Consider the following 23241-nt stretch of genomic DNA (forward strand, 5'->3'; position numbering starts at 1 on the left):
CCCGTGCCTATTGACAACTCACGTACTTCCTGATAAACTGCATTTGTGCAAAGAGACACACACGACCGTGTGCTGACCTTTTCGCGCAAGCCCGACATGGGCGTCATAAAGGTATGTCATAGAGGTACAAATGCCAAATCGAACCGTCCTGGATGCCAAGCGCCTTGGAATTTATAGTTGCCGAACCGACGATACGTTGGAAGAGGTGGCTCGCCGCATTGCCGAGGAGGACATCAGCGGCATGGTCGTTGTTGACGACCAGGGCTACCTGGCGGGCGTTATCACCCGCATTGATCTGCTGCGTGCTTACGTCAATTCTTCGGATTGGAGAGAGGAGTTGGTAAGCGTCTTCATGAGTCCACAAGTCATCACGGTGCATCCGGAAACGCGCCTGATCGAAGTGGCTCATATGCTTCTCCAGCATCATGTCCATCGGGTTGTGGTGGTGCGCGAAGATGGCGCTAAGCTGCGCCCAATTGGCGTCATCGGCGATACGGACCTGGTGTACAACATGATGCGAGAATAGCCATCCGTCCGAGTCTGCCCTGACAGGCTGCTGGGTTGCCTAAAGCGCACTTGCAGGCGCTGCGCTGGTTGGCAACGTAAACCAGAACATGCTTCCCTTGCCGGGCGTGCTTTCGACACCGATCTCGCCACCGTGTGCCTCGATGATGCCGCGCGCAATGTATAATCCCAACCCGGTGCCTTCGCTGGCCGCACGCGACAGGCGCCCGCGCTGATATTTGTCGAACAGCTTGGGTAAATCTTCGGGCGTGATGCCGATGCCGGTATCGCTGATCTCCACGCGCACCGCCCGGAGTTCATCATCATGAAAGGCGCGCACCACCACGCGCCCGCGCGCGCGGGTGAATTTTACCGCATTGGAAATGAGGTTCGTGATAACCCGCTCGATGCGGTTCGGGTCCGCCCAGACGGGCGGAACGTTGTCAGCCAGTTGCGCGTGCAGATCCACCTGCTTTTCGAGCGCCTGCGGCAAGGCTGCCTGCACGAGCCAACTCAACCGCTGATCCAACCAGACCCAATTCTTTTCTAACTGGAAGCGCGTCGACTCCAGGCGGGAAATCTCCAGCAGATCACGCAGCAGGGCCAACTGATGCCGGCACGACTGCAGGATGACCTCGACGAACTGCATCTGCGTATCCGTCAAGTGGCCGGCTGCGCCGCTGAGCAGGAATTCCGCATAGCCCATGATGGCCGCCAACGGGGATTGCAGATCGTGCGACACCGTCGCCAGAAAACTCTCCTTTTCGCGCTCCAGCCGGCGCCGCGCACGCACATCGCGGCCGATCAACTGCGCGCCGATTCGTTCGCCGGCCCGCATCAAGGGGGTCACGCGTACCTCTAACAGCACCTCTTCGCCGGCCGCGGTGATGAACGCCACATCGCTGGTCCTGGCATCGCCGGTTGGGCCGAGCAGCGCAGCCAGCATCGCGCCAGAGCGCTCCGGTGCGACGAGCCTGGCCAGGGGCTGCTCTAAAACGTCAGCGCGGGCATAACCCACCAGTTCTTCGGCCGCGTGATTGAAAAGCGTGACGTAGCCCTGCAAGTCCACGTTGATAATCGGATCGCGCGCATTTTCGATCTGCTGTGTGAGCAGTCGCTCCTTTTCAGCGACCGATTGGTGCAATTGCGCACGCTCGACCACCGCGCCAATTTGCAGGCCCAGGGAAAGCACGACACCAACGTCCTCGATGGTGAAATGGCCCGGCTGGCGCGCACCCAGCGCCAGCACGCCTACCGTGCGCGCTTGGGTGCGCAGGGGAACGGCCAGGAGCGAGCGTAGGCCGAGGTGTCTTTCGTAAGCCACGGCACGGGCGTCCGTGCTGGCCTCATCCAGGAGCAGCGGAAGTCCACTGCAGGCCACGGTTCCCAGCAGGCCCTCGCACAGCGGTGTGCGTACAGGAAGTTCAACCTCTGCCGGGATGCCAAATTCCCTGGCCCGCACCAGTGAGGTGCCCTTTGCGTCCAGCAGGCGCACGATGCCGATGGGCGCGTGCATCACCGAGGCGGCCGTCAACAGGCTGGCGTCAAGAATCTCATGCACATCCAGTGAGCTGCTGGTGGCGTCGGCCACGGCTGCCAGCGCAGCCAGCAGGCGATAGCTGTCGCCTGCGCTGTTGTCTGCGGGCGGGTGCTGCGCATGCTCTGCCAACAGACCGCGCACAGCGAGGAGATCACCGGTAGCCGACCGCAGACATACGGCCGCCCATGAGACATGCAGCACGCGGCCGTCCACCGTGCGTAACGTGACTTCCGGCAGATGAAGGTGATGTTGAGCCAGAAGCTGGCGCCACATCTCGGCAAAAGCGGGGTTTGTGTCCCACTGTGCGGCCGGAAAGGGACGGCCCAACAGTTCGGCTGCGCCGGCGCAGCCTAGCATCTCTGCAAGGCGAGCGTTGACATAGCACAACACACCGGACGGATCGGCAACAAAAACACCATCGTGTGCGTGATCGAACATGGAAACATCATGGAGTAGGTCAGCAGAAGCGGCAGCCGGCACAGGCTGGGGACAAGAAGATGACGACACGCGGACTACCTCCCCGAAGAGCACTTTGACTAAAATAGCAATACTAGGCGGGCGGCCCAGGCGGAAAGGCGAAGTCTATTCCCGCTTGCAGTATATCTGGTTATGAGCATAGGAGGTGAGAGGTGCGAAGTCAATAAGACGGGAGTACCCGCATGGCAGCAGGCAGGCCACAAACATGAGGCCCCTGCCACCCGGCTCCGCGTGGCAGGGGTAGATTGGTTTGCTTCAGTCAGCGTCGCGCACCAGCGCCTTCTTGACGCGCCTACTGCTGGCTTTGACGATGCCGGTCATGACATCAGTGACTACTTCGGCGCTCTTGGCGGTATCGCGGATCATCCCTTTGGTCATCTGCGCGGCGGCATCGGTCATATCGAAGCTGCTGTCCATGGCGCCGGCGCCGGCGCCTTGCACGCCGCCGACGATCGCGCCCATCACCGTGGCCCCGGCGCCGATCGCGCCCATGGCCGCGCTGAGTGACACGTTGGTGATGCCCTGCGCAGCCTGGCGCGGCAGCATCCAGATCACCCTGGGCCGCCATATCCGCTGCGGAGCCAAATTCGCTGACGGCCGTTCGGGTCGCCGTCGAGAAGGCGTCGCCGGCAATGTTCAAGCCCTGGGCAATGCCGCTGGCCGCGCCCTTGATGCCGCCGCCGGTTGCACCCACGGTGCGCGCCGTGGCCTCGATGAGTTGGCGGGTGGCGGCGCCGGCTGTCGAAGCCAGGCCGCTGACCGCCTCCGTGGCCTGATCGGCGCCCTGGGCGGCTTCGCTGCTCGATTGCATGGCAGCCGCCTGCACGGTGGCCTGTGTGCCCATGACGAGGCTTTCGGCCAAATCACGCGTGTCTGAAAAACGCTTGTAGAACGAACTCACGCGGCGCTTCGCCTTGCCCTCGCCACTGCCGGCGCCGGCGACCGCGGTTTTCTTGTTTTCACTCATAACTCCTCCTCAACCCTGCACTTTCATTCAACTCAGTCATTCAACCCAGTCATTCAACCACTACAGACAAGATACCATTGGAACGCAAAAAACTCAAGTTTGCGGCCATTCCCATGAGCATCGCGGGTGGGGATCAATTCCAGGCGAAGGAACGCACCTCGCTCGGGGGGCTGAGCAAGAGCAGCCTGGCTGGATCGGGCAGCGCCGTCGCGGTTGGCGTGGGGCCAGGCTGCGCGGTAAGTAGAGGCTCCGGGTCAGCCGCATGTCCGAAGTGGCGCGCCACGATGACCCGCCAGCGCCAGCCGCGTGCAGCCACATAATCGGACAGCCGCAAGGTCGCCTCCAGGCGCAGGCTGGTGCCCTTGACTTGTTGCTCCAGATCAGGCCCGCCTGGCGCCAGTGACCACACATGCACGACATACCAGTCTTCTTCGCCCAGGGTGCCAACCGCCGCCCAACGCAGCACAACAGGTTCGGTGGCGGCCAGGATCGCGCCATCGGCTGGGCCAAGCAGAACCGGCGCCGGCAGCGGAGGCCCCGCCGTGGAGGTTGGGCTGGCGGCCATCGTGAGCGTTGAGGTGGGCATGGGGGTCCCGCGGGGGATAATCAGCACCTGGCCAATGCGCAGAATGGCGTCCGCCTTCAGTTTGTTGGCCTCCAGAATGGCGCTGACCGTTGCCTTATATTGAAGAGCAATGCCCGACAAGGTGTCGCCAGCCTTGACACGGTACATCAGCGTCGCATTGTCGGGCGTAGCCGTGGGGGCAGGCGTGCCATTGGCGGTCAGGGCTTCTACCTTCATACCGGCCGTCGGAAGGATGAGGGCCTGACCGACCGCCAGCCGGGCACTCACCTGCAGCTTGTTGGCTTTCAGAATGGCGTCCACCGCTACGCCAAAACGCGCGGAGATGCCTGAAAGCGTATCGCCCGCCACCACTTTATAGGTGATGAATGCTGGCGTCGGCGACGGGGTGGATGTTGCGGGCAGCAGGGTGGGGGTAAGCGTTGTTGATGTTGGGGTGAGAGTCGGCGCCTGGGTGTGCGCAATTTCCGTCATGGGCAGCGGCGCAGCGCTACTAACCTCGATCGGGTCGGCCGTTGGGGTCAGGCGTGTCCACCAAAAGGCGATGGCTGCCACAATGACGACGAGCAGCGCCAGGTCGAGCCAGGGAATTTGCCGGCGCCGGCGCCGCGCCGTTTGCATGACCGCGCCGCACATGAAGCAAACAGCGGCCCGTTCGGCCAGGCGTGTGCCACAGTGCGGGCAAGTGGGGCCTTGCGGAACTGCGGGGGGCGGAGCGAGAACAGAATCACGATAGGTCATAGGTTGAATTATAGCCTGGCGGGTGGTTTGAGCAAATGCGCTGAATGCAGCTCACGCGGCCTGGTGCGGGGGTGCGGAATGACGGCGGGTGGGCGGCTTGAGTATTCTCGCAGCCTTTGCTACAATACCGGCAAGTCGAGCAATTGAAATCGCACCTGAAGGGCGTACCGCCAGGCGACCAACCTGCGTGGGCGCAGCGTTGGTCGGCGCAGGCCGGCCTTTCAAGAAGGAAATCATGGCAAAAGAACGCACGGTCGAGGAGATTCACATCCAGATCGGTGATGTGCGCTACACGTTGACGGGCGGCAGCTTCGCCGAGATGGTGGAAAAGGTCAAGGCGGTGCCAGGGCGCCGCTTTCGCGCCATTCCCAACGATAAGCATTGGGTGCTACCGGTGACATTGGAAACGGCCGAGGTCGCGCTCAGCCCCTATCTGCTGACGGCGGTGGGCAAGGCGCTCAAGGTCGCGATTATGGATCCGACCAATATGCCCACGTCGCCGGATGAGGCGCTGCCGTTACTGCAAGAAAACCACGCCCTGTTGGAAAAGATCATCCAGGACTTGCGTGATGCCGCGTTCCTCCTCAACCGTAACCCCAGTCACCTGGGCGGGGAGGAGAAGAAGCTCATCATGCGCAGTGCGCGGGCGCTAGTCGGTTGGAAGGGCTGAGGCCGGCCGCCTACCACGCAAAGCCCAGCGCCATTTGCACCGGCGCGGCGCGGCCATTGAGCAAGACAAATGGGGCAGCCTGGGCCACGTCAACGCCGATCTTCCTGAGCTGCCCCAGGTCGCGCAACTTGCCATCGAGGCGCGCGCGCAGGATGTTGCGCATGGTCTGCGGGCCGATGCCCGGCACGCGCAGCAGGTCTTGCGGCGTCGCCCGGTTGACTTCCAGCGGAAATCGCTCCGGGTGGCGCTGCGCCCACAGCACTTTGGGGTCCTGATCGAGCGGCAAATTGCCGCTGTCATCGAACGGCAGTTCTTCCACGCGAAAGCCGTAGGCGCGCAGGAGAAAATCGCTCTGGTAGAGGCGAAACTCGCGCTGCGGCTGGGTGGCGGCCAGACCTTCCAGCGGGGTGTCGCGCACCGGGCGGAACGCGCTGTAGTAGGCGCGGTGCAACCCCACCTCACGGTACAGGCGTTGGCTGGTGCCGAGCAGGTCGCGATCACTCTCGCCGGCCGGGCCAACCACGAACTGCGTGACCATGCCGGCGCGGGCGATCTGCTGGCCGCTGTTCCACTGGGTCTGCTGAATCAGGCGCCGGGCGCGCTTCAGCGGCTCCACCAGGCTTTCCTCGAAGGTTTTCATCGGCGCCAGGCGGCTCAAGTGCAGGGGCGTGGGCGCCTCCAGGTTGGTGGACACCCGGTCGGCCAGGTGGACGGCGCGCTCGATCTGCGCTTCTTCGGCCGCGGGCAGCATCTTCAGATGGACATAACCCCGAAAGCCGTACTTATGGCGAATCAATTCCACCGTTTGCAGCATGCGATCCATGGAGCGCACGGCGCCGATGATGCCGGAGCTGAGGAAGATGCCCTGCACCAGGCCCGCGCGCTGCATCTGATCGAACGACGCGGCCAGGTCATCCGGGCTGAGCGTTTCGCGGCGGAAGTTGCGGCCGGCGCGGAAGGGGCAGTAGTAGCAGTTCTTTTCGCACGCGCTCGTCTGCAGGATCTTCAGGACGGGCACCTTGCGCCCGCCCGCGCTGAGCAGCGCAACCGAATCACGCAGGTCAGGCACACGCGACGCGGCCGCGGTCATCTGCGTGACGGGCGCCGGTTCACCGGCCTCCAGACACGCATCGTACTGCGCCGCCTGTTCCAACCATTCGATCTTGCTGCGAACGTCCATGTGTGCCATCCCCCTCGTGCGGATCGGGAACAGCACCTATTATACAGAACAAATGTGCGATTGACAAGATTCAGCAAAGGGTATCGAACCCACATATGAGATGTTTCAACCGGTTTGACGCTCGATGGCATCGAGTTTATAATGAGTCTTGACCAAAATCTTGACCAAGATAATACCGTGGGTCGAGGGATGGAACCAATAACCGTCGAGGTGTTACCCATGCTAATTCTGTCTGTAAGCGAGGCAAAGCGCCAGATTAAGGACCTCGTCGAGCAGGTTGGTCGGCGCAACCAGGTCTTCTATATTACGCGTTACAGCCGACCCAAGGTGGTAATGCTGAGCGTGGACCAGTATGAAAGCCTGGTGGGGCAGGTCAACCGACTTCAGGGCGAGCTCGCTGCTGTTTCGGCTGCGCTAGACGCACACATAGACGACACTCCGATCCTGCTGCCTACGCCTGAGGGCGGGATGCGGGCTTTCCAGCCGCGCCGTCCGGTATCATCAGAAGTGCGAGACGCCATCCGCCGCGCCGCGCAAATGGCTTTGGCGCAACGTGATCGGACGACCGAGCAAGTCATCCAGGACGGTCGCGCGGCGCTCGGCGCGCTCGCGAGGAAGCGATCCAGGATGGCCGTGCGATCAATGACGAAACGGAAGTAGCACGCGATGACTGAGCCGGCCAAGGACACCCTCTTTTCACCCGGTTCTGATCATCCAGGCGGGAAGTTCCGAGCCGTGTTGGATACCAACGTACCCATCGCAGCCCATCTTTCACGTAACTCGCGCAGCCCAACCGTTGAACTACTTGAACGTTGGCGAGCACGCGAGTTTACGCAACTTTACTCCGACGATCTACTGGCCGAGCTTGTCGAGAAACTCCAGGCTCGCAAGATCGCCGCGGACGCAGCGGATCGTTATGTGGCCGACCTGATCATGCTTGGCGAACACGTAGAAGTTGCACCGGAGCAGATTCAAGCCGTCATCAAGGCCGATCCCGATGACGATGCCATCCTGGCCTGGGCGCGGACCCACCGACCTACGATCCCCACTGCCGTGCTGGATGGCGCCTTCCGGGCATTCCGATCCTGGATGGTCTGCACTTTCTGTACGTCGTGCGCGGCGACCGTCCGACTTAGCGCACGCTTCAGCTCAGAACAGCGCAAGCTGCACGCCGACGGGCGCGGGACGCGGCGATGGCCTCTCCATCTCGCGCAGGGCTTTCAGCGCCGCGGCGATGTCGTCTACGAAGCGTGAAGGGGCGTTTTGCATGCTCCGGCCGAACAGGAAGCGCGAGGCCGCATGCGTGAGAATCAGCCGCTGCTGGGCGCGAGTCATGCCGACATAGAACAAACGCCGCTCCTCTTCGATGTCGGCCGCGGCGCCCGGCCGGGCGTAGGGCAGCAGCGATTCTTCACAGCCCACGATGAAAACCACCGGAAATTCCAGCCCCTTCGACGCGTGCAGGGTCATCAGCGTGACCCGATCCGCGCGCGGGTCGTAGGCGTCCGTTTCGCCTTGTAACGCCTGCGCCTCCAGGAAATCGGCCAGGCGCTCATCGAACGGCGCGGCCCGGCGCGCCAGTTGCGCGATCTGCTCAGCCTCTGTGGGCTCGCCGCGCAGGCTGGCCTGGCGACAGGCAAATGCGTAAACGGCCTCGATCTGGCGCGCGACCGGCTGCCCAGGCGCCATCTCCGGCGATTGCCAGAAGACGGCCAGGCTGCGCAGGCGTTCCCGCTGTGTGACGCTGAAATCAGCGGCCAGGGCGGCCGCCATCAGGGCGTCGCACAGGCCGGTCGGCGACGCGGCTAACTGGGCGTTCAAGCGGCCCATCGCGCCGCTGGCGAAGGCGCCCTTGCCGCTGCCCAGCACAGTCTCCAGATGAATTTGCGTGGCCGGCTGCACGGCCAGCCACAGGTAGGCCAGCACATGATGCACGGCCGGCTGCTCGAGCAGGGGGGTCTGCCCCACATGCTGAAAGGGGATGCCGGAGCGCTCGAAGGCCTCGACCAGCAGGCGGCTCTGCGCACCCAGGCGGAAAAGCACGGCAAAATCGGCAAAGGCGTGCGGCGCCGCGGGCGCATCGGCCACGCGGCCCGAATCGAGCGAAAAATAGCTAGTGCCGCCCACCATCTGCTCGATCTGATGCACGACAGTTTCGGCCTCGGCCCGATCGGTTTGCGTCTGAAAAATCTCGATGCGCACCTGCTGCACGAAATCGGCCAGCACCTGCACCGCCTGCAGCGGCACGCGCTCGTCCCGGTTGGCCGCAATGACCTGCGCGGCCGCGTCCAGGATCATCTGCGTGGAGCGGTAGTTCTGGCTGAGGTGCAGACGCCGGGCGCCGGGGTAGTCCTGGGCAAAATTCAGGAAGAAGCGGCGGTCGGCCCCGCGGAAACCGTAGATGGCCTGATCGGGATCGCCGATGACGGCCAGGTTGGCGCCGCCCGCGGCCAGCAGACGCAGCAGGCGGTACTGACCCAGGGCGATGTCCTGGTACTCGTCCACGCACAGCCAGTGAAAACGCTGATGCAGCGCGGCGCGCACCTCGTCCTGCGTCTCCAACAGCCGCACCGCTTGCACGATCAGGTCATCGAAATCGAGGGCCTGACTGCGCCGGCGCGCGTCCTCGTAACGCTGAAAGATGCCCGGCAAACGTTCATCCTCGCACACGGCGCTCAACTCAGGCGATGCGGGCGAGAGCAGGCGGTTCTTGGCGTCGGAGATCCAGGCCAGGAACTGGTCACGCTCCGCCAGGCGCAGCTCAGGTGCAGCTTGCGCCAGCAGCGCGCGGCGCTCTTCATCGCGGCAGATGATGAAATCCGGGCTGATCCCCAGGCTGGCGCCCCATTGGCGCAGCAGCCACGCGCCGAAGGCATGGAACGTCTTGACCATGACCCGCTGTGCCGTCTCTGCGCCCAGCAGGCCGATCAGGCGGGCGGTCATTTCCTGCGCCGCCTTGTTCGTGAAGGTGATGGCGAGGATGGCCTCTGGCGCCGCGCCTTGCACCTGGATCAGATACGCGATGCGCACGGTCAGGGTGCGGGTCTTGCCGGTGCCCGGCCCGGCCACGATGATGAGCGGTTCCTGCGACCCCATTACCGCCTCGCGCTGTTCGGCGTTGAGCGATGCCAGCAGCCGCGCGGCCGGCGCGGCGTAGGCGATGGACGGCGCCGGTTCGGCCACTTGCTGGCCGGCGGCCTTGAGCCGGGGCGCAGGCGGGGCGCAGGCGCAGGTTGATCTGCGCCTGGCCGGGCCGCAGGGGCCGGCCAGGGCGCAGGGAGGAGGTCCCCTTGAAAAAGCCCGGCGCCCGGCTGCGCCGCGGCAAAGAGCCTGATGACGCCGTAGTCGCCATCATAGCCCGCGTCGGCCTGCACCTCGCCACGGCGCATGCGGCCAATGCCCTCCGCCAGGCGCTCCCCGCCCGCGCCGGCAATGGCCGGCAGCGGCGCGCGGCGCAGGATGAACAGCTCCGGCCCCAGGGCTGCCAACAGCTTGTGGTACGCCTGCTCCACCTGCTTGGACCCTGCTCCCACCCCGGCCGCCTCGCCCAGAATCTCCGGCAGCGGGATCAGGCTGGTAAAAGGCGCGGCGCGCGGCGGCCGCTGACCCGCAGGCCGGTCGGCCAGGGCTTCGACGCGGTGCAGGACCCCGATCGTGACCTCTTTGCCGCACACGGAGCACAGCCCCTGGTGCGCACGCGTGGTGGCCGGTTCCCAGCAGACGTTACACTTGCGGTGGCCGTCGAGATGGTATTTGCCTTCTTCGGGGAAAAATTCCACCGTGCCTCTGAAAGTGGCAGGATCGCCGGTCCGCAGGGCTTGGAAGATCGCGGCGTAGGAGAGTTCGGTGTCGAACAGGGTGGCCTCGCGCGCCAGCTTTGGCGGCGAATGCGCGTCAGAGTTGGAAACCAGGGTGTAGCGATCGAGGTTGGAGATGCGCCAGTTCATGGGCGGGTCGGAGGAAAGCCCGGTTTCGAGCGCGAAGATGGCGGGCGTCAGGTCGCCAAAGCATTCCTCCACCGAGTCGAAGCCGGACTTGGAGCCAAGCATGGCGAACCAGGGCGTCCAGATGTGGGCCGGGATGAGATGGCACTGCGGGCTGATGGTCAGGATGATTTCCAGCAGGTCGCGCGAGTCCAGGCCGAGGATGGGGCGGCCGTCTGAACGAATGTTGCCGATTCTTTCCAGCGCAGCCTGGATCTTCGCCACGGTGTCGAAATCGGGCGCGCAGACGACGTTGTGAACCTTGCGCGTCTGACCGTGGCGCTTGTAGATGTTGCTGATTTCGCCGGCCAGGAGGAAGCGCACCGGGGCCTGGCAGGCCGGCGGCACCGTCTGTTGGACAGCGGCAGCCAGGTCATCCTTGAGGCGGAAAAGCCCATCTTCGGCCGGTTCGAGCCGGTCGCGCATCTCCTGCAGCCAGCCGGGATGGGCAATGTCGCCGCTGCCCACGACGGTGACGCCCTTGAGCTGCGCCCAGCGCGCGAGATGTTCGAACGTCAGGTCCCTGCTGGTGGCGCGGGAGAAGTGAGAGTGAATGTGTAGATCGGGGTGGAATTCCATCCCCACCTCGAGTTGATCCGGCGGCGAAAATTGGTTCAGCGGGCGCAGTATAACACACACCAGGTCATTTGTCAGCCCGTGAATTCATTCATCAGGAATTCGGAATTGCTGTACTTACCTTGACACTCTTTTCCAACGGTGTTATTATGAAACTAATGAATTGCCCATGCGTGTGTGCTCTTGGGAGGAAGTCAACAATGAGCACTGGTCAACCGAGTGGAGGGGGGTACTTCCTCGTCATTCTGACGCTGATCGCTGGCGTTGTCGCTTTCGTCCTGTCAACGCTACCGACAGACGCAACCAACTCCCCCGCGCTAACCATTCTATTGTTCAATTCACCCATTCAGCCTCCACCACAGCCGATTGCACCTGTTGCCGACCCGGAAATGGCCCGAATTCTTGGCGCTCGACGACATGGCCCGCCCGATCCAAGGTCGTTTTCATCTATCACACCAACACCGCGCACTACCCCCATTATCACCCGTACACCAGAATACACAGAGACGCCGCCGCCTGCTTTCAAGTTACTGGTTGCGCAACCTGAAGTTGCCAGCATGGTCTACATGCCACACATGCGCTACGCTGGCTGGAAGGGAGCAGGTGACGACTGGCAGCAGAACTCCCTGGTGGCAAATCTCAACCTGAGTTGGTGGTATGATTGGGACTACGAGTCGTGGCCGGCCAATCAAAACGGCCAGTTCAACGATCCTCTTTTTGTTCCGATGATGTGGTGCCGGGACGCAAGTGACAACCTGGACCTCCTGCGCCAGCGTGTACAGGCGAACACTGGCCGGATCTGGCTCATTTTCAATGAACCGGATCATCCTGCGGTGCTGATGACAGCAATTCCACCTCCTAGCACAACACCGACATCTGGTCCCACCTCCACACCTTACTATGGTTATCTCCAGTGTGCTTACACCATGTGCAGGCAGGCGAATAGCGGCACGCCTTGCGCTTGGGGCCCATCTGTTACGCCCGCTCCTAGTCAGGGAGAGCTAACTGCAACCATTGCCCGAATCACTGCCGAGCGCTACGCTGAGGTTTACACCGCCATCAAAGAAGCCGACTCGACCGCCAGGGTCTTTTGTTGTGGACAGTTTCACACCCGCAGTGATATCAGGGAGTGGTGGGATGCGTTTATGGCTCGCATTCATCAATTAAAGCTACTGCCCGAGTATAAATACCTGACTTTAGATGGAGTGCATCTTCATGCATATCCATTTATCAGTAGCACCAACTGTTCAAGAAATCAGGGTGACATTGGCGACATCTTCAACAGTTGCGTGAAGGGTAAATTGAAAGATTACTGGCTGCTAGTACACGAACAAGAACCCGAGACTCGCGGCAAACCACTGTGGATCACAGAGTATGGCTATCTTGGCGGAGCCACCGGCGAAAACACTCCAACTCCGTCAGCAGGAGAGGTGCGCGACGGTCTCATGCGTCCCATGACGGCCTGGTTAGGATCGAGAGATAACCCTGGCTACCGGGAGGTGGCCTGGTTTAGCGTTTCCTATGGAAACGCCAACACAATTCTTATGTATCCCGAGGCAGCCGGTACCCCGCCATATCGCCTGACGGGTCTGGGTCTTGAATGGGCCTCTTATGACCCCATGCATCCTCCCACCTCTACTCCAACACCATGAAACGACGATACATGGGGTCTTCGCGCGTTAGGCAACGTCGAAATAGGCTACTCTTGCTGTTGTCAGCCGCCATAGTGAGTTCCTGCGTTCTGGTTACGCAGGCGCAGGCCGGCAGTTCTGCGCTACCCACTTGTCCAGAGTCTGAGTACGCACACAGCATTGTTCCTTCGCCGTTCTTCGAGCAAGACCGCACCGTCTATTTTCATCCTATTTCGGGATCGTATGAATCCAAACTATGGCGCAGCACGAACGATGGATCTAGTTGGCAAGCCGTGTTCCAGTCTCTCGGGCCTGGTGGTTTTGACACACCTGCGTTTGTGCCACTGATGAACAGATCTGGCCTGACAGTATATCTGTCGTATAGCTTTGACAACGGCGGGATCGCCTGGTCGGGCGTGGTACGTAGCACTGATAGTGGTGATACGTGGGAAGATCGCTCAGCTTGTGATACTTACCACGGGCACTCGTACCCTAGCGACTGCATCGGCCCTTACGCCACGAATCAGCCGGACACGATCTTCGCTGCCAGATTCAATGACCCGCAACGATTGGGCAAGGGTGTCGTGCGCAGTGATGATGGCGGCCTTACTTGGCAGGTGATGTGGGAAGAGGGTAGCGTCTTGGAGGTTCACCCATCTCCAGCCTTCCGCGATGATCAGGTTGTGTTCGCGCGTCCTGGTGGCTGGTATGAACCTGGCCCCTACGCCCTGATTGCCTCTTCAGATGGCGGCATCACTTGGCAGCGCCGAGATGCTGGCCTGAATGGGGAGACGGTCGAACTTGTTTTCTCGCCAGGGTTTGCTTCTGACCACACGTTATTTGTTGCTGAATCCCATACACTCTTTAGAAGTCAGGATGTCGGCTTGAACTGGCAACCAATTGCCCGCATCGAAGGTGGTTTTGGAATCCGGGATCTCGACATCTCGCCGGATTACGTGAACGATCTCACTCTTTTTCTATCAATCGAGAATGCGTTGCTCGTTTCTTACGATGATGGAACTAATTGGTATGCCATTGTGGACGTACATCAACCAACCCTTGACGTGCGACGGCAACTGCGCTCATTCACGGAACAGCCCACTAACCGACGAGCACCGATTTCGGTGCCAACTCCTGGGCCTGCCAGTCAGAACTATCTTTACCTGCCGCTGGCCGGCACAATCGGTGTACACCCTCGTCCTTTGAGTTTGTTTCTCTCGCGTGAGTTCGATCGTTTTTATCGCTCGGATGATGGTGGTTTGACGTGGCGTTGCCTGCTGCCGCCGTAGAAATCAGGAGTTAGTTGGATTGCCATGACTTAGACAGCCCTTAGGGACATTGCTCATGTTGAAGTGTTGCATGATTCTGCTCGTCGTTCTATTCTTGAATCCTGCCATTCCAGTCGCAAACGGCGTCACATTCCACCGTGATGAACCACCACAGTCGCAGCCACAGTCACTGGTGTTAGCCGGCCAACTGACTGGCGATGTGGTTGCGGTGGCCGTACATGGTCCCCGTGCTTACCTCGGCCTGGGACTACGCGTCGTGGTACTGGACATCTCGCACCCTGCAACGCCGTGGATCCTTGGCCGTTCGGACCCCTTGTCTGGTGCGGTGACCGGTTTGGCGTTAGCGTCAACTACGGAAGGATTGGCGCCCACCCACCTTTACGCACTCAGTGGTACTGATCTTCATGTTCTTGCACTGAACAATCCGACCTATCCTATGCCAGTGGGTTCCTTCCGTTTGCCTGCTGTAGCTGAAGACATCGTCGTGGCGCGTGTTGTCACGACGGGGCGTATCTATGCTTACACGGCAGCCGGCATGCAGGGACTATACATTATTGATGTGACCGACCCAATCCATCCTGTGACGGCCAGCGCCTTCGACACGCCAGGCGTTGCCTGGCGTGTGGCGGTAGATGCCACGACAGTGCCCGGTCGAACATACGCGTATGTGACCGATAGGCTTCACTACCTCTACATTGTTGACGTGACCGACCCGAACCACCCCGTGCGCGCGGCGACATATAGTGGATTCGCTGACGGTCTCCGGGCGGGCGGCATCGCAGTCGCAAACGGCTATGCTTATGTGGGCACTATAAGCAAAGTCTTTATCTTGGACGTAACCAATCCAGAGCGGCCGCGCGAGATCTGGTATACGTTGACCACAGAACACTTAGTGGCGAGACTCGTGGCGACGGGCCATTATCTTTTCGCCTACGGCGACCCCGGCGACTTCCGTATCATCAACGTGGCCGATCCCAGGAACCCTTTTGTAAGCAGGCGGTACGACACACGTGGTGAGTCCTTGAACGTTGCTGCCGGTCCGCCGCCGCTCGGCCAAGAGATCCCTTTGGCCTATATCGCGAGCGGCAGTCGCGGCTTGCAGATCGTTAGCGGCTTCGACCCGCAGCAGCCCCATCGCATAGGCTGGTTCGACCTGCCCGGCAACGCCTATGGTGTGGCGCTCGAACGACGAGTAGACGGCACCTACGCCTACGTCACCGACCGCGACGGCGGTCTGCACGTCATCGCCATCTCTCAACCGACTCAACCTGTTCAACTCACCGCCCACGATATCCCGAGCAGCGCCTGGCGTGTGACGCTGGTCGGACACCACGCCTATGTAGCAGCCGGTGACGCAGGCCTGCGCATCGTGGACACCACCGATCCGGCACACCCTGTGGCAGCCGGCGTCTATCCGCTCCCCTACGCACGCGCCGTAGCCGCAGTCGGTGATTATGTTTACGTGACTGATCGTACCTACGGCGCGCTCTACACGATCAACGTGGCCGATCCGGCTTACCCCGTGCTGACGAGTATTTTTGCAACACCCGGTGGCGCGTACGACGTGGCCCTTGACGGCACGCTTGCCTATATCGCCGACGGCGTCGCCGGTTTGCGTATCCTTGACGTCTCCAAACCCGACGAACCACGTGAAATTGGTGCTCTGACCACGCCTGGTGTGGCGGTAGACGTACATATTGCAGGCCACCTGGCCTTTGTCGCGGGCCGTGAGGATGGCCTTTACATCATAGACGTGTCTGATCCCGCGCACCCCCTGGCGCTATCCACGTATCACACGTCAGGAGAGGTATGGGCTGTGGCCCCGGTCGGTTCCTACGTCTTTTTAGCCAATGGAACCGCCGGTGTATGCATCCTGGACGTGTCCAATCCGCTGCACCCCGTAGAGATGGATGCTTACGATACGCTCGGTTTTGCCTGGGATATCGCTGTAGTGGCAGACGTTGTCGTTGTAGCCGACGAACAGGGTGGGTTGCTTGTCCTGCGTTGGTATGGATCGCAACGCGCCTTTCTACCGTGGATCGGATGGCGCCTGCGCTGAAAAAGGCGCTACTATCCGACCGGCCTGGCTGCGTGGTCAGGCGTCACGCATCGGGGTCTGCGGCATCCCTGTCTGCCACCAGCAGGCGGTAGACTGGCCGTCGAGGTGATATTTGCCTTCTTCGGGGAAAAACTCCACCGTGCCCTTGAACACGGCCGGGTCGCCGCTCTGCAGGGCGCGGAAGATGGCGGGGTAGGAAAGCTCGGTGTCGAACAGGGTGGCCTCGCGCGCCAGCTTTGGCGGCGAATGGGCATCAGAGTTGGAAACCAGGGTGTAGCGATCGAGGTTGGAGATGCGCCAGTTCATGGGCGGGTCGGAGGAAAGCCCGGTTTCGAGCGCGAAGATGGCGGGCGTCAGGTCGCCAAAGCATTCCTCCACCGAGTCGAAGCCGGACTTGGAGCCGAGCATGGCGAACCAGGGCGTCCAGATGTGGGCCGGGATGAGATGGCACTGCGGGCTGATGGTCAGGATGATCTCCAGCAGATCGTGCGAGTCCAGGCCCAGGATGGGGCGGCCGTCTGAACGAATGTTGCCGATTCTTTCCAGCGCAGCCTGGATTTTCGCCACGGTGTCGAAATCGGGCGCGCAGACGACGTTGTGAACTTTGCGCGTTTGACCGTGGCGCTTGTAGATGTTGCTGATTTCGCCGGCCAGCAGGAAGCGCACCGGGGCCTGACAGGCCGGCGGCACCGTCTGTTGGACAGCGGCAGCCAGATCGTCCTTCAGGCGAAAAAGCCCATCTTCGGCCGGTTCAAGCCGGTCGCGCATCTCCTGCAGCCAACCGGGGTGGGCAATGTCGCCGCTGCCCACGACGGTGACGCCCTTGAGCTGCGCCCAGCGCGCGAGATGTTCGAACGTCAGGTCCCTGCTGGTGGCGCGGGAGAAGTGAGAGTGAATGTGTAGATCGGCAACGAATTCCATCCCCACCTCGAGTTGATCCGGCGGCGAAAATTGGTTCAGCGGGCGCAGTATAACACACACCAGGTCATTTGTCATAGCTGCGGTTCATTTGTCCGAGCCTCTTGCCTGTGCTAGAATGACGACCGCCCCCGATCCATCCGCTCGAGCAGGCAGGGTGTACGAATCATGGGGATGTTGCGCTGGCAGATGACGCGACGCCGCCTGGCGCTGCTGCTCTGCGCCCTGCTGATCGCCTGGCGCGTGGGCATGCACCTGCCGGGATGGCTGGCGCTGAACCAGGGCCTGACCGCCTGGCGAGGGGCGGACCTCCAGCGGGCGGCGGCCGTGCTGCAAACGGCCGTCCGGCGCCTGCCCGTCTCCGGCGCGGCCTGGCGCGGTCTGGGCCGTGTGCAGTTGGCGCAGGCGCAGCCAGCGGACGCGCAAACCTCCCTGCAGCAGTCGCTGGACCATCTGCCCGGCGACAGCCTGACTCACCTGGAACTGGCCCGCACGCTCGCTCGCCTGGGGCAGGATGAGCAGGCGCTGGCGCACTTCCGCGCAGCCGGTTGGCCGGCCTACATGAGTCTGCGCCGCCAGGCCGAGGCCGCGTTGAGCCAGGGCGCGACCGGCGACGCGCTGAAATTGGCGAGACAGGCGGCTGCGCTGGAACCCACCCGTCCCGAAGCCTTTTACCTGTGGGGCGAGGCGCTGTGGGCGCAGGGCGAGCAGCCGGCCGCGGTGACGCAGTGGCAGGCCGGCTCGGCCCTGGCGACCCGACCGCCAACAGCCATTGATTACTACTACACGGGCCGTGTGGCCCTGGCGCAGGCCGACCCAGCCGCCGCCGTCACCGCCCTGCAAATCTCCCGGCGTCTCGACCCCACCCTGCCGTTCACCGGCCTGTGGCTGGGCGAAGCGCTGCTGGCCGCGGGTCAGCGCGAGGCCGCCATCGAGACCTGGCGTACACAGGCGCGGCGCTTTCCCGACAACCCGTGGGCGGCGCGGCGGTTAGGGGAGGTGGGTAGTGGCAAATAATTCGCTTCTGGTGATCGTACCGGCGTTCAATGAGGAGGCAAACATCGCGCAGGTGGTGCGGGGGATTCGGGCTGCTCTGGGCGGCGCTGAGGGCTGGCCTTTGTCCGCGGCCGCTGTGCTGGTGATTGACGATGGCTCGACCGATGACACGGCGGACGTGGCGCGGGCGGCCGGCGCCCTGGTGCTGCGCTTGCCCTACAACCTGGGCATTGGCGGCGCGGTGCAGGCCGGTTTCAAGTTCGCCTGCCGCCGCGGCTATGCCTTTGCCGGCCGTATGGACGGAGACGGGCAGCACGATCCGGCCGATCTGCGCCGTCTGCTGCAAGCCATTCTGACCGGCCAGGCTGATGTGGCGATCGGTTCACGCTTTCACGGTGGCCCGGTCTCCTACCGCGTGCCGCTGGCCCGGCGCCTGGGCATCCGCCTGTTCGCCGGCCTGGTCTCCCTGCTGACGCGGCGCCGCGTCACCGACCCCACCTCCGGCTTGCAGGCGGTCAACCGCCGCGCCATCGAGTTCCTGGCGCGCGCGTATCCGCAGGACTACCCGGAGATCGAGGCGCGCATCCTGCTGCACCGCGCCGGGCTGACCGCCATCGAACTGCCGGCGGTGATGGCTCCGCGGCGCGGGGGCGTCTCCTCCATCAACCACTGGCGCGGCGCGTACTACATGGTCAAAGTGCTGCTCGCCGTGCTCATCACCGCCGTCAAAAAAATCCCCACCCTGCCGGCGTAAGTGCGGTGCAGGTGCGGTGCGAGTGCGGGGGTGCAAGTGCAAGTGCAGAGTGCAGAGTGCAAAGTGCAAAGTGCAGAGTGCAAAGTGCAGAGCGGAGAGCGGAGATTCGTGTGCGAGAGCGGAGAGCGGAGAGCGGAAAGTGCAAAATGCAATGCGTTTTCTCCGAAAACGCAGAGAGTGCAGAACGGAGAGCGGAGATTCGTGTGCGAGAGCGGAGAGCGGAGATTCGTGTGCGAGAGCGGCAATCGCAAATCGGCAATCGCAAATCGCAAATCGAGAGTGGACGATGTTTTGCACTTTGTACTTTGTACTTTGCACTTCCCATGGATGGTTTCATGCCACAACCGATTCTGAAACTGATTGCCATTGCCGTGAGCCTGGGCTGGCTCGGCCTGATCCTGGAACTGGTGCGCCGCGGGCGACTGCGTGAAGATCATGCGCTGCTCTGGCTGCTGACCGGCGTGGCGCTGCTGCTCTTTTCGATTTTCGAGGGGGCGCTGCGCTTCGTGGCCGATCTGATCGGCGTGGTCTACGCGCCGTCCATCCTGTTCGGCGTCGGTATGCTGTTCGCGGTGCTGATTCTGCTCTTCCAGGGCATCACCATCTCGCGTTTGCAGGCGCAGAACAAGGAACTGGCGCAGGACGTGGCGCTGCTCGCCTGGGAGGTGCAGCAACTGCAACAGGCGGGTCAGGCCGAAGGCTCAACCAGCGCTGCTGATGAATCTGATTGAGGATTTGAATCCATTTCTATGACCTACCGTTGTTTCGTGATCGGCCTCGATGGGGCCACGTTCGACTTGATCCTGCCCTGGGTGGCGCAGGGCAAGCTGCCCGCGATGGCCCAGGTTTTGGCGCGCGGGGCCTGGGGCCAACTGCGCAGCACCGTGCCGCCCATGACCGGCCCGGCCTGGACCACGTTCGCCACCGGCGCCAACCCGGCTCGCCACAGCATTTACGATTGGGTCTACCGCGAGCCTGGCACCTACAACTTCGTTCCGGCCACCGCGGCCAACCGGCGCCTGCCCAGCCTGTGGAGCCTGCTGAGCGCGGCCGGCCGCCGCGTGGCCGTGGTCAACGTGCCGATGACCTTTCCGCCGGAGCCGGTCAACGGCCTGTTGATCTCCGGCCTGCCCACGCCGTCGAAGCAGGTCACCTTCACGCACCCGCCGGAACTGGCGCAGGAGATCGAGCGCATCACCGGCAACTACATCCTCTACCCCGACCCGGGGCAGGCCTATTCCGACGCAGGCGTGGATGCCTTCCTGGCCCGCCTGTACCAGACCACCGAGACGCGCATCAAGCTGGTGGAGAATCTGCGCGGCCGCGAGGCCTGGGATTTCTTCATGGTCGTCTTCAACGGCACCGACACCGTGCAGCACGCCATGTGGAAGTTCATGAGCCCCGCGCATCCGCTGCACGATCCGACCAAAGCGGCTAAATACGGCGACGCCATCTTGACCTTCTACCAGTTCCTCGACCGCTGGCTGGCGACCCAAATCGCGAGCCTGCCGCCGGACACCGTGCTCATGCTGATGTCCGATCACGGCTTCGGCCCGTTCCACAAGTTCATCCATGTCAACAACTGGCTGCGTGAGCAGGGCTTTCTGGCGATCAAGCCCGCCTGGCGCGCCCGGCTCAAATACGCTGCGTTCCGGGCCGGCTTCAGCCCGATGGCCGTCTATGACCTGCTCATGCGCCTGGGACTGGGCAGCCTCAAGCGTGAGGTGGTGCGCGGGCAGGGTCAGGGTCTGCTGCGCACCCTCTTTCTTTCGTTCGATGATGTGGACTGGCCCGCGACCCGCGCCTACTCGCTCGGCAACATCGGCCAGATTCGGCTCAATGTGACCGGGCGCGAGCCGCAAGGTTGCGTGGCGCCTGGGCGGGAGTACGAGCAGGTGCGCGAAGAGATCATGGCCCGCCTGCGCCTGTTGACCGATCCGGCCACGGGCGAGGCGGTGGTGGATGAAATTTACCCGCGTGAAGAACTGTACCGCGGGCCGTACCTGGAGGACGCGCCCGACATTGTCTTCCTGCCCAAACGCCTGGAGTATTTTGGCTTTGGCGAATATGAGTTTGGCTCGCACCGGGTGATCGAGGCCATGCGCCGCGGCATCTCCGGCACGCACCGCATGAACGGCATCTTCGCGGCGCTGGGCGAGCCGGTGCAGCCAGGCGTCGAGATCAGCGGCGCGACCCTGGCGGACCTGGCGCCGACCGTGCTGCACCTGCTGGGTCAGCCGATTCCGGCCGCCATGGATGGCCGCGTTCTCATCCAGGCGCTGCGCGGCCCGTTAGCTGCACAGACGCCGCAGGTGGTTGACACGCCCGCGCCGGTCAGCACAACCGGCGCCTTCACCCTCTCCGCCGAGGACGAAGCCGCGATCAGCGAGCGCCTGCGCGGGTTGGGGTACGTCGGTTGAACGGATCATCGGTGGCGCCGAACCAAAATCCGCCCAGCCACGCGCTGACCATTGACCTGGAAGAATGGTTCCAGGGCCTGACCAGCACCAATCGCCAGGTGGCGCGCTGGCCGGAATGGCCGGCCCGCGCGGCCGGGTTGACCGACCGCCTGCTCGAACTGCTCGCCGGCCACGGGGTGCGCGCCACCTTTTTCGTGGTTGGCGCGCTGGCCGCGGCCGAACCGGCGCTGATCGCCCGCATCGCGGCCGCCGGCCATGAACTGGCCGTGCATGGCTACGATCACCGTTTCGTGCATGAACTGACCCCGGCCCAGTTCCGGGCTGAGCTGCGCCGCACCGTACACGCCATCCGCCGCGCGGCCGGGGATGTTCCCATCCTGGGCCACCGCGCGCCCTACTTTTCGATCAACGGCTCGTGCCTGTGGGCGCTCGACGTGCTGGCGGACGAAGGGTTCGTCTACGATTCGAGCCTGATCCGCACGCGCAACCCGCTGTACGGCTTTGCGCAGGCGCCCCTGCGGCCGGTGCGCCTGCAACCTGGCGGGGCCGGCGCGCTGACCGAATTTCCGGTGACGACCCTGGGGGTGGGGCGCTGGCGTCTGCCCTGCGGCGGCTTTGCCTGGCGCGTGCTGCCCTATCCGGTCATTCGGGCGCTGGTGCGCCGCGCCCAGGCGCAGGGCGCCATCGTGGCCTATGTGCATCCGTGGGAGTTCGACACCAACCAGCCTGCGCCAACCCGTCTGACCGCACGTGAGCGCATCACCCACCGCGCCGGCCGGGCCAGGCTCTGGTCAACCTGGCGCCGCCTGCTGACTGACTCCCCCTGGGGGCCGCTGGCCGATCATCTGGCGCTGGCTGAGCGTCTGCCGCTCTGGAGCCTGGCATGATCGAGGTGCATGAGGGACAGGACGCCGCGGCCTGGGATGAATTCGTCCTCGCCGCGCCGCAGGCCAGTTATTTTCACCTGGCCGCGTGGCAAAACATCTACCGTGAGGTCTACGGTCTGCGCCTCTTTGCCCTGGTCGCGCAGGACGCGGGCGCCGTTGTGGGCGTGCTGCCGTTGTGCGCCGTCCATGCCTGGCCGGCCAGGGTGCATGTCACTTCGCTGCCAGGCGGGTGGTGCGCGGCCAGCCCGTCCGCGGCCGCCGCGCTGATCGAGGCCGCGACCGCGCTCACGCGCCGCCTGGACGCGGCCTACCTGGTGCTGCGCGACAGTCCTGATCCGCTGCCCTGGGCCGGCGAATCGGCGCCCGGCGCGGACGGCTGGCACACGGTGGCGCGTCATGTCACCGTGCGCCAAAGCCTGCACGCGGGCGCGGACGCGCTGTGGCAGGGCTTTTCGCACGATCTGCGCAACCTGCTGCGCCGCGGGCAGCGGGCCGGTTTCGAGCTGAGCTGGGACGCCGATCAACTGGACGCCTGGTATCCGGCCTTCGCGGAGACGGCGCAGCGCAAGGGGACGCCCGTACACAGCCGGCGCTTCTTCCACCGGGCGCAGGCCCACTTCCCGGAACGCTTCACGCTGCTGGTCATGCGTCACAACGACGAATTGGTGGGCGGCGGCTGCCAGTTCCTGCTGGGGCAGACGGTTTGGTGTACCTGGGGCGCGATCCGGCCGCCGTTCCTGCGCCAACATGCCACCTATCTGATGTACTGGGAGATCATGGCGCACTTCGCCGGGCTGGGCTGGGCCGCAGTGGATTTTGGGCGCAGCGCGACCGATTCCGGCCATGCCGCGTTCAAGCGGCGCTTCGGGCAGCAGCAGCCGCTCTATCAGCACGTCTGGCTGCATCGTCAGCGCACGCTGCCCGGGCTGATTGCGCAGGCGCGGCCCGCGGGCAGCCTGAGCCTGGCCCAGCGCCTGTGGCAGCGCCTGCCCCCGGCCGTGGCGGAAGCCCTCAGCGCCATCGTGCGCCGTCGCATTCCGTTCGGGTAGGGGGAAGGGAACGGGTA

The 23241-nt window shown here is 63.3% G+C and carries 21 protein-coding genes; 14 read left to right on the forward strand and 7 right to left on the reverse strand.

From position 1 onward, the window contains the following. Nucleotides 1-130 precede the first annotated feature (130 nt). Entirely contained in the window at nt 131-526 is a 396-nt protein-coding gene (locus IPM84_13290; protein MBK9093717.1) for a CBS domain-containing protein, read from the forward strand. Nucleotides 527-565: 39 nt separating this feature from the next. Here IPM84_13290 and IPM84_13295 read toward each other — a convergent pair whose 3' ends face one another. After that, nucleotides 566-2482 carry a PAS domain S-box protein gene (locus IPM84_13295; GenBank protein ID MBK9093718.1) on the reverse strand — a complete coding sequence of 639 codons (1917 nt, stop codon included), beginning with the start codon at nt 2480-2482 and terminating at the stop codon, nt 566-568. A gap of 294 nt (nt 2483-2776) precedes the next feature. After that, the gene (locus IPM84_13300; GenBank protein ID MBK9093719.1) at nt 2777-3076 is read right to left on the reverse strand and encodes a hypothetical protein; all 300 of its coding nucleotides are present in this window, start codon (nt 3074-3076) and stop codon (nt 2777-2779) included. Nucleotides 3077-3153: 77 nt separating this feature from the next. On the opposite strand from IPM84_13300, the gene IPM84_13305 reads away from it, so the two are divergent. Continuing rightward, entirely contained in the window at nt 3154-3297 is a 144-nt protein-coding gene (locus tag IPM84_13305) for a hypothetical protein (GenBank protein MBK9093720.1), read from the forward strand. Between the two features lie 324 nt (nt 3298-3621). On the opposite strand, the gene IPM84_13310 is transcribed toward IPM84_13305, so the two are convergent. Further along, on the reverse strand, nt 3622-4812 hold the full coding sequence (locus IPM84_13310) for a LysM peptidoglycan-binding domain-containing protein (protein MBK9093721.1): 1191 nt from the start codon (nt 4810-4812) through the stop codon (nt 3622-3624). A gap of 235 nt (nt 4813-5047) precedes the next feature. Between IPM84_13310 and IPM84_13315 the strand changes: the two genes are divergently transcribed. Continuing rightward, on the forward strand, nt 5048-5482 hold the full coding sequence (locus IPM84_13315; GenBank protein ID MBK9093722.1) for a hypothetical protein: 435 nt from the start codon (nt 5048-5050) through the stop codon (nt 5480-5482). Nucleotides 5483-5492: 10 nt separating this feature from the next. On the opposite strand, the gene IPM84_13320 is transcribed toward IPM84_13315, so the two are convergent. Further along, nucleotides 5493-6662 (reverse strand): radical SAM protein, encoded by a 1170-nt coding sequence (locus tag IPM84_13320; protein MBK9093723.1) that lies wholly within the window; start codon nt 6660-6662, stop codon nt 5493-5495. Nucleotides 6663-6776: 114 nt separating this feature from the next. On the opposite strand from IPM84_13320, the gene IPM84_13325 reads away from it, so the two are divergent. Beyond that, nucleotides 6777-7322, forward strand: a complete 546-nt coding sequence (locus tag IPM84_13325) for a type II toxin-antitoxin system Phd/YefM family antitoxin (GenBank protein MBK9093724.1) — start codon at nt 6777-6779, stop codon at nt 7320-7322. 6 nt (nt 7323-7328) lie between these two features. Then, nucleotides 7329-7916, forward strand: a complete 588-nt coding sequence (locus tag IPM84_13330) for a PIN domain-containing protein (protein MBK9093725.1) — start codon at nt 7329-7331, stop codon at nt 7914-7916. Here IPM84_13330 and IPM84_13335 read toward each other — a convergent pair. After that, nucleotides 7812-9845 (reverse strand): UvrD-helicase domain-containing protein, encoded by a 2034-nt coding sequence (locus IPM84_13335; GenBank protein MBK9093726.1) that lies wholly within the window; start codon nt 9843-9845, stop codon nt 7812-7814. The two genes, IPM84_13330 and IPM84_13335, sit on opposite strands and share 105 nt — an antisense overlap. Beyond that, nucleotides 9758-11224, reverse strand: a complete 1467-nt coding sequence (locus IPM84_13340) for a hypothetical protein (GenBank protein ID MBK9093727.1) — start codon at nt 11222-11224, stop codon at nt 9758-9760. The genes IPM84_13335 and IPM84_13340 overlap by 88 nt, the downstream gene beginning before the upstream one ends. Nucleotides 11225-11421: 197 nt before the next feature. Here IPM84_13340 and IPM84_13345 point away from each other — a divergent pair, with 197 nt between their 5' ends. The 3 genes from IPM84_13345 (at nt 11422) to IPM84_13355 (ending at nt 16200) form a co-directional block, all read left to right on the forward strand. Next, nucleotides 11422-12873, forward strand: coding sequence for a hypothetical protein (locus IPM84_13345; protein ID MBK9093728.1), 1452 nt, complete (start codon nt 11422-11424; stop codon nt 12871-12873). Nucleotides 12874-12926: 53 nt separating this feature from the next. After that, nucleotides 12927-14141 (forward strand): exo-alpha-sialidase, encoded by a 1215-nt coding sequence (locus IPM84_13350; protein MBK9093729.1) that lies wholly within the window; start codon nt 12927-12929, stop codon nt 14139-14141. Between the two features lie 70 nt (nt 14142-14211). Beyond that, on the forward strand, nt 14212-16200 hold the full coding sequence (locus IPM84_13355; protein ID MBK9093730.1) for a hypothetical protein: 1989 nt from the start codon (nt 14212-14214) through the stop codon (nt 16198-16200). Nucleotides 16201-16236: 36 nt separating this feature from the next. Here the strand turns inward: IPM84_13355 and IPM84_13360 are convergent, their stop codons facing one another. Further along, entirely contained in the window at nt 16237-17196 is a 960-nt protein-coding gene (locus tag IPM84_13360; GenBank protein MBK9093731.1) for a hypothetical protein, read from the reverse strand. 90 nt (nt 17197-17286) lie between these two features. Here IPM84_13360 and IPM84_13365 point away from each other — a divergent pair, with 90 nt between their 5' ends. From IPM84_13365 to IPM84_13390, 6 genes are all read left to right on the forward strand, one after another. After that, the gene (locus IPM84_13365) at nt 17287-18135 is read left to right on the forward strand and encodes a tetratricopeptide repeat protein (protein MBK9093732.1); all 849 of its coding nucleotides are present in this window, start codon (nt 17287-17289) and stop codon (nt 18133-18135) included. Continuing rightward, nucleotides 18125-18868, forward strand: coding sequence for a glycosyltransferase family 2 protein (locus tag IPM84_13370; GenBank protein MBK9093733.1), 744 nt, complete (start codon nt 18125-18127; stop codon nt 18866-18868). The genes IPM84_13365 and IPM84_13370 overlap by 11 nt, the downstream gene beginning before the upstream one ends. A 335-nt stretch (nt 18869-19203) precedes the next feature. Then, a complete protein-coding gene (locus IPM84_13375) occupies nt 19204-19599 on the forward strand; it encodes a DUF2304 domain-containing protein (protein ID MBK9093734.1) in 396 nt (131 codons plus the stop codon). Between the two features lie 18 nt (nt 19600-19617). Next, complete coding sequence (locus IPM84_13380) at nt 19618-21288, forward strand: alkaline phosphatase family protein (GenBank protein MBK9093735.1); 1671 nt, start codon at nt 19618-19620, stop codon at nt 21286-21288. After that, on the forward strand, nt 21285-22175 hold the full coding sequence (locus IPM84_13385; protein MBK9093736.1) for a polysaccharide deacetylase family protein: 891 nt from the start codon (nt 21285-21287) through the stop codon (nt 22173-22175). Before IPM84_13380 ends, IPM84_13385 begins: the two co-directional genes overlap by 4 nt. Then, nucleotides 22172-23224: a GNAT family N-acetyltransferase gene (locus IPM84_13390; protein ID MBK9093737.1), complete on the forward strand. Its 1053-nt coding sequence runs from the start codon at nt 22172-22174 to the stop codon at nt 23222-23224. The genes IPM84_13385 and IPM84_13390 overlap by 4 nt, the downstream gene beginning before the upstream one ends. Nucleotides 23225-23241: the final 17 nt, after the last annotated feature.

Origin of the sequence: Candidatus Amarolinea dominans (genome assembly GCA_016719785.1) — a bacterium.
In the GTDB taxonomy this organism is placed as follows: Bacteria; Chloroflexota; Anaerolineae; order SSC4; family Amarolineaceae; genus Amarolinea; species Amarolinea dominans.

Bases quoted from the DNA above. Each gene is read 5' to 3' on its own strand.
- IPM84_13290 (MBK9093717.1), top strand. From the start codon at position 131: ATGCCAAATCGAACCGTCCTGGATGCCAAGCGCCTTGGAATTTATAGT.
- IPM84_13295 (MBK9093718.1), bottom strand. From the start codon at position 2,482: ATGTTCGATCACGCACACGATGGTGTTTTTGTTGCCGATCCGTCCGGT.
- IPM84_13305 (MBK9093720.1), top strand. From the start codon at position 3,154: ATGTTCAAGCCCTGGGCAATGCCGCTGGCCGCGCCCTTGATGCCGCCG.
- IPM84_13310 (MBK9093721.1), bottom strand. From the start codon at position 4,812: ATGACCTATCGTGATTCTGTTCTCGCTCCGCCCCCCGCAGTTCCGCAA.
- IPM84_13315 (MBK9093722.1), top strand. From the start codon at position 5,048: ATGGCAAAAGAACGCACGGTCGAGGAGATTCACATCCAGATCGGTGAT.
- IPM84_13320 (MBK9093723.1), bottom strand. From the start codon at position 6,662: ATGGACGTTCGCAGCAAGATCGAATGGTTGGAACAGGCGGCGCAGTAC.
- IPM84_13330 (MBK9093725.1), top strand. From the start codon at position 7,329: ATGACTGAGCCGGCCAAGGACACCCTCTTTTCACCCGGTTCTGATCAT.
- IPM84_13340 (MBK9093727.1), bottom strand. From the start codon at position 11,224: ATGGAATTCCACCCCGATCTACACATTCACTCTCACTTCTCCCGCGCC.
- IPM84_13345 (MBK9093728.1), top strand. From the start codon at position 11,422: ATGAGCACTGGTCAACCGAGTGGAGGGGGGTACTTCCTCGTCATTCTG.
- IPM84_13355 (MBK9093730.1), top strand. From the start codon at position 14,212: ATGATTCTGCTCGTCGTTCTATTCTTGAATCCTGCCATTCCAGTCGCA.
- IPM84_13360 (MBK9093731.1), bottom strand. From the start codon at position 17,196: ATGACAAATGACCTGGTGTGTGTTATACTGCGCCCGCTGAACCAATTT.
- IPM84_13365 (MBK9093732.1), top strand. From the start codon at position 17,287: ATGGGGATGTTGCGCTGGCAGATGACGCGACGCCGCCTGGCGCTGCTG.
- IPM84_13375 (MBK9093734.1), top strand. From the start codon at position 19,204: ATGCCACAACCGATTCTGAAACTGATTGCCATTGCCGTGAGCCTGGGC.
- IPM84_13380 (MBK9093735.1), top strand. From the start codon at position 19,618: ATGACCTACCGTTGTTTCGTGATCGGCCTCGATGGGGCCACGTTCGAC.
- IPM84_13390 (MBK9093737.1), top strand. From the start codon at position 22,172: ATGATCGAGGTGCATGAGGGACAGGACGCCGCGGCCTGGGATGAATTC.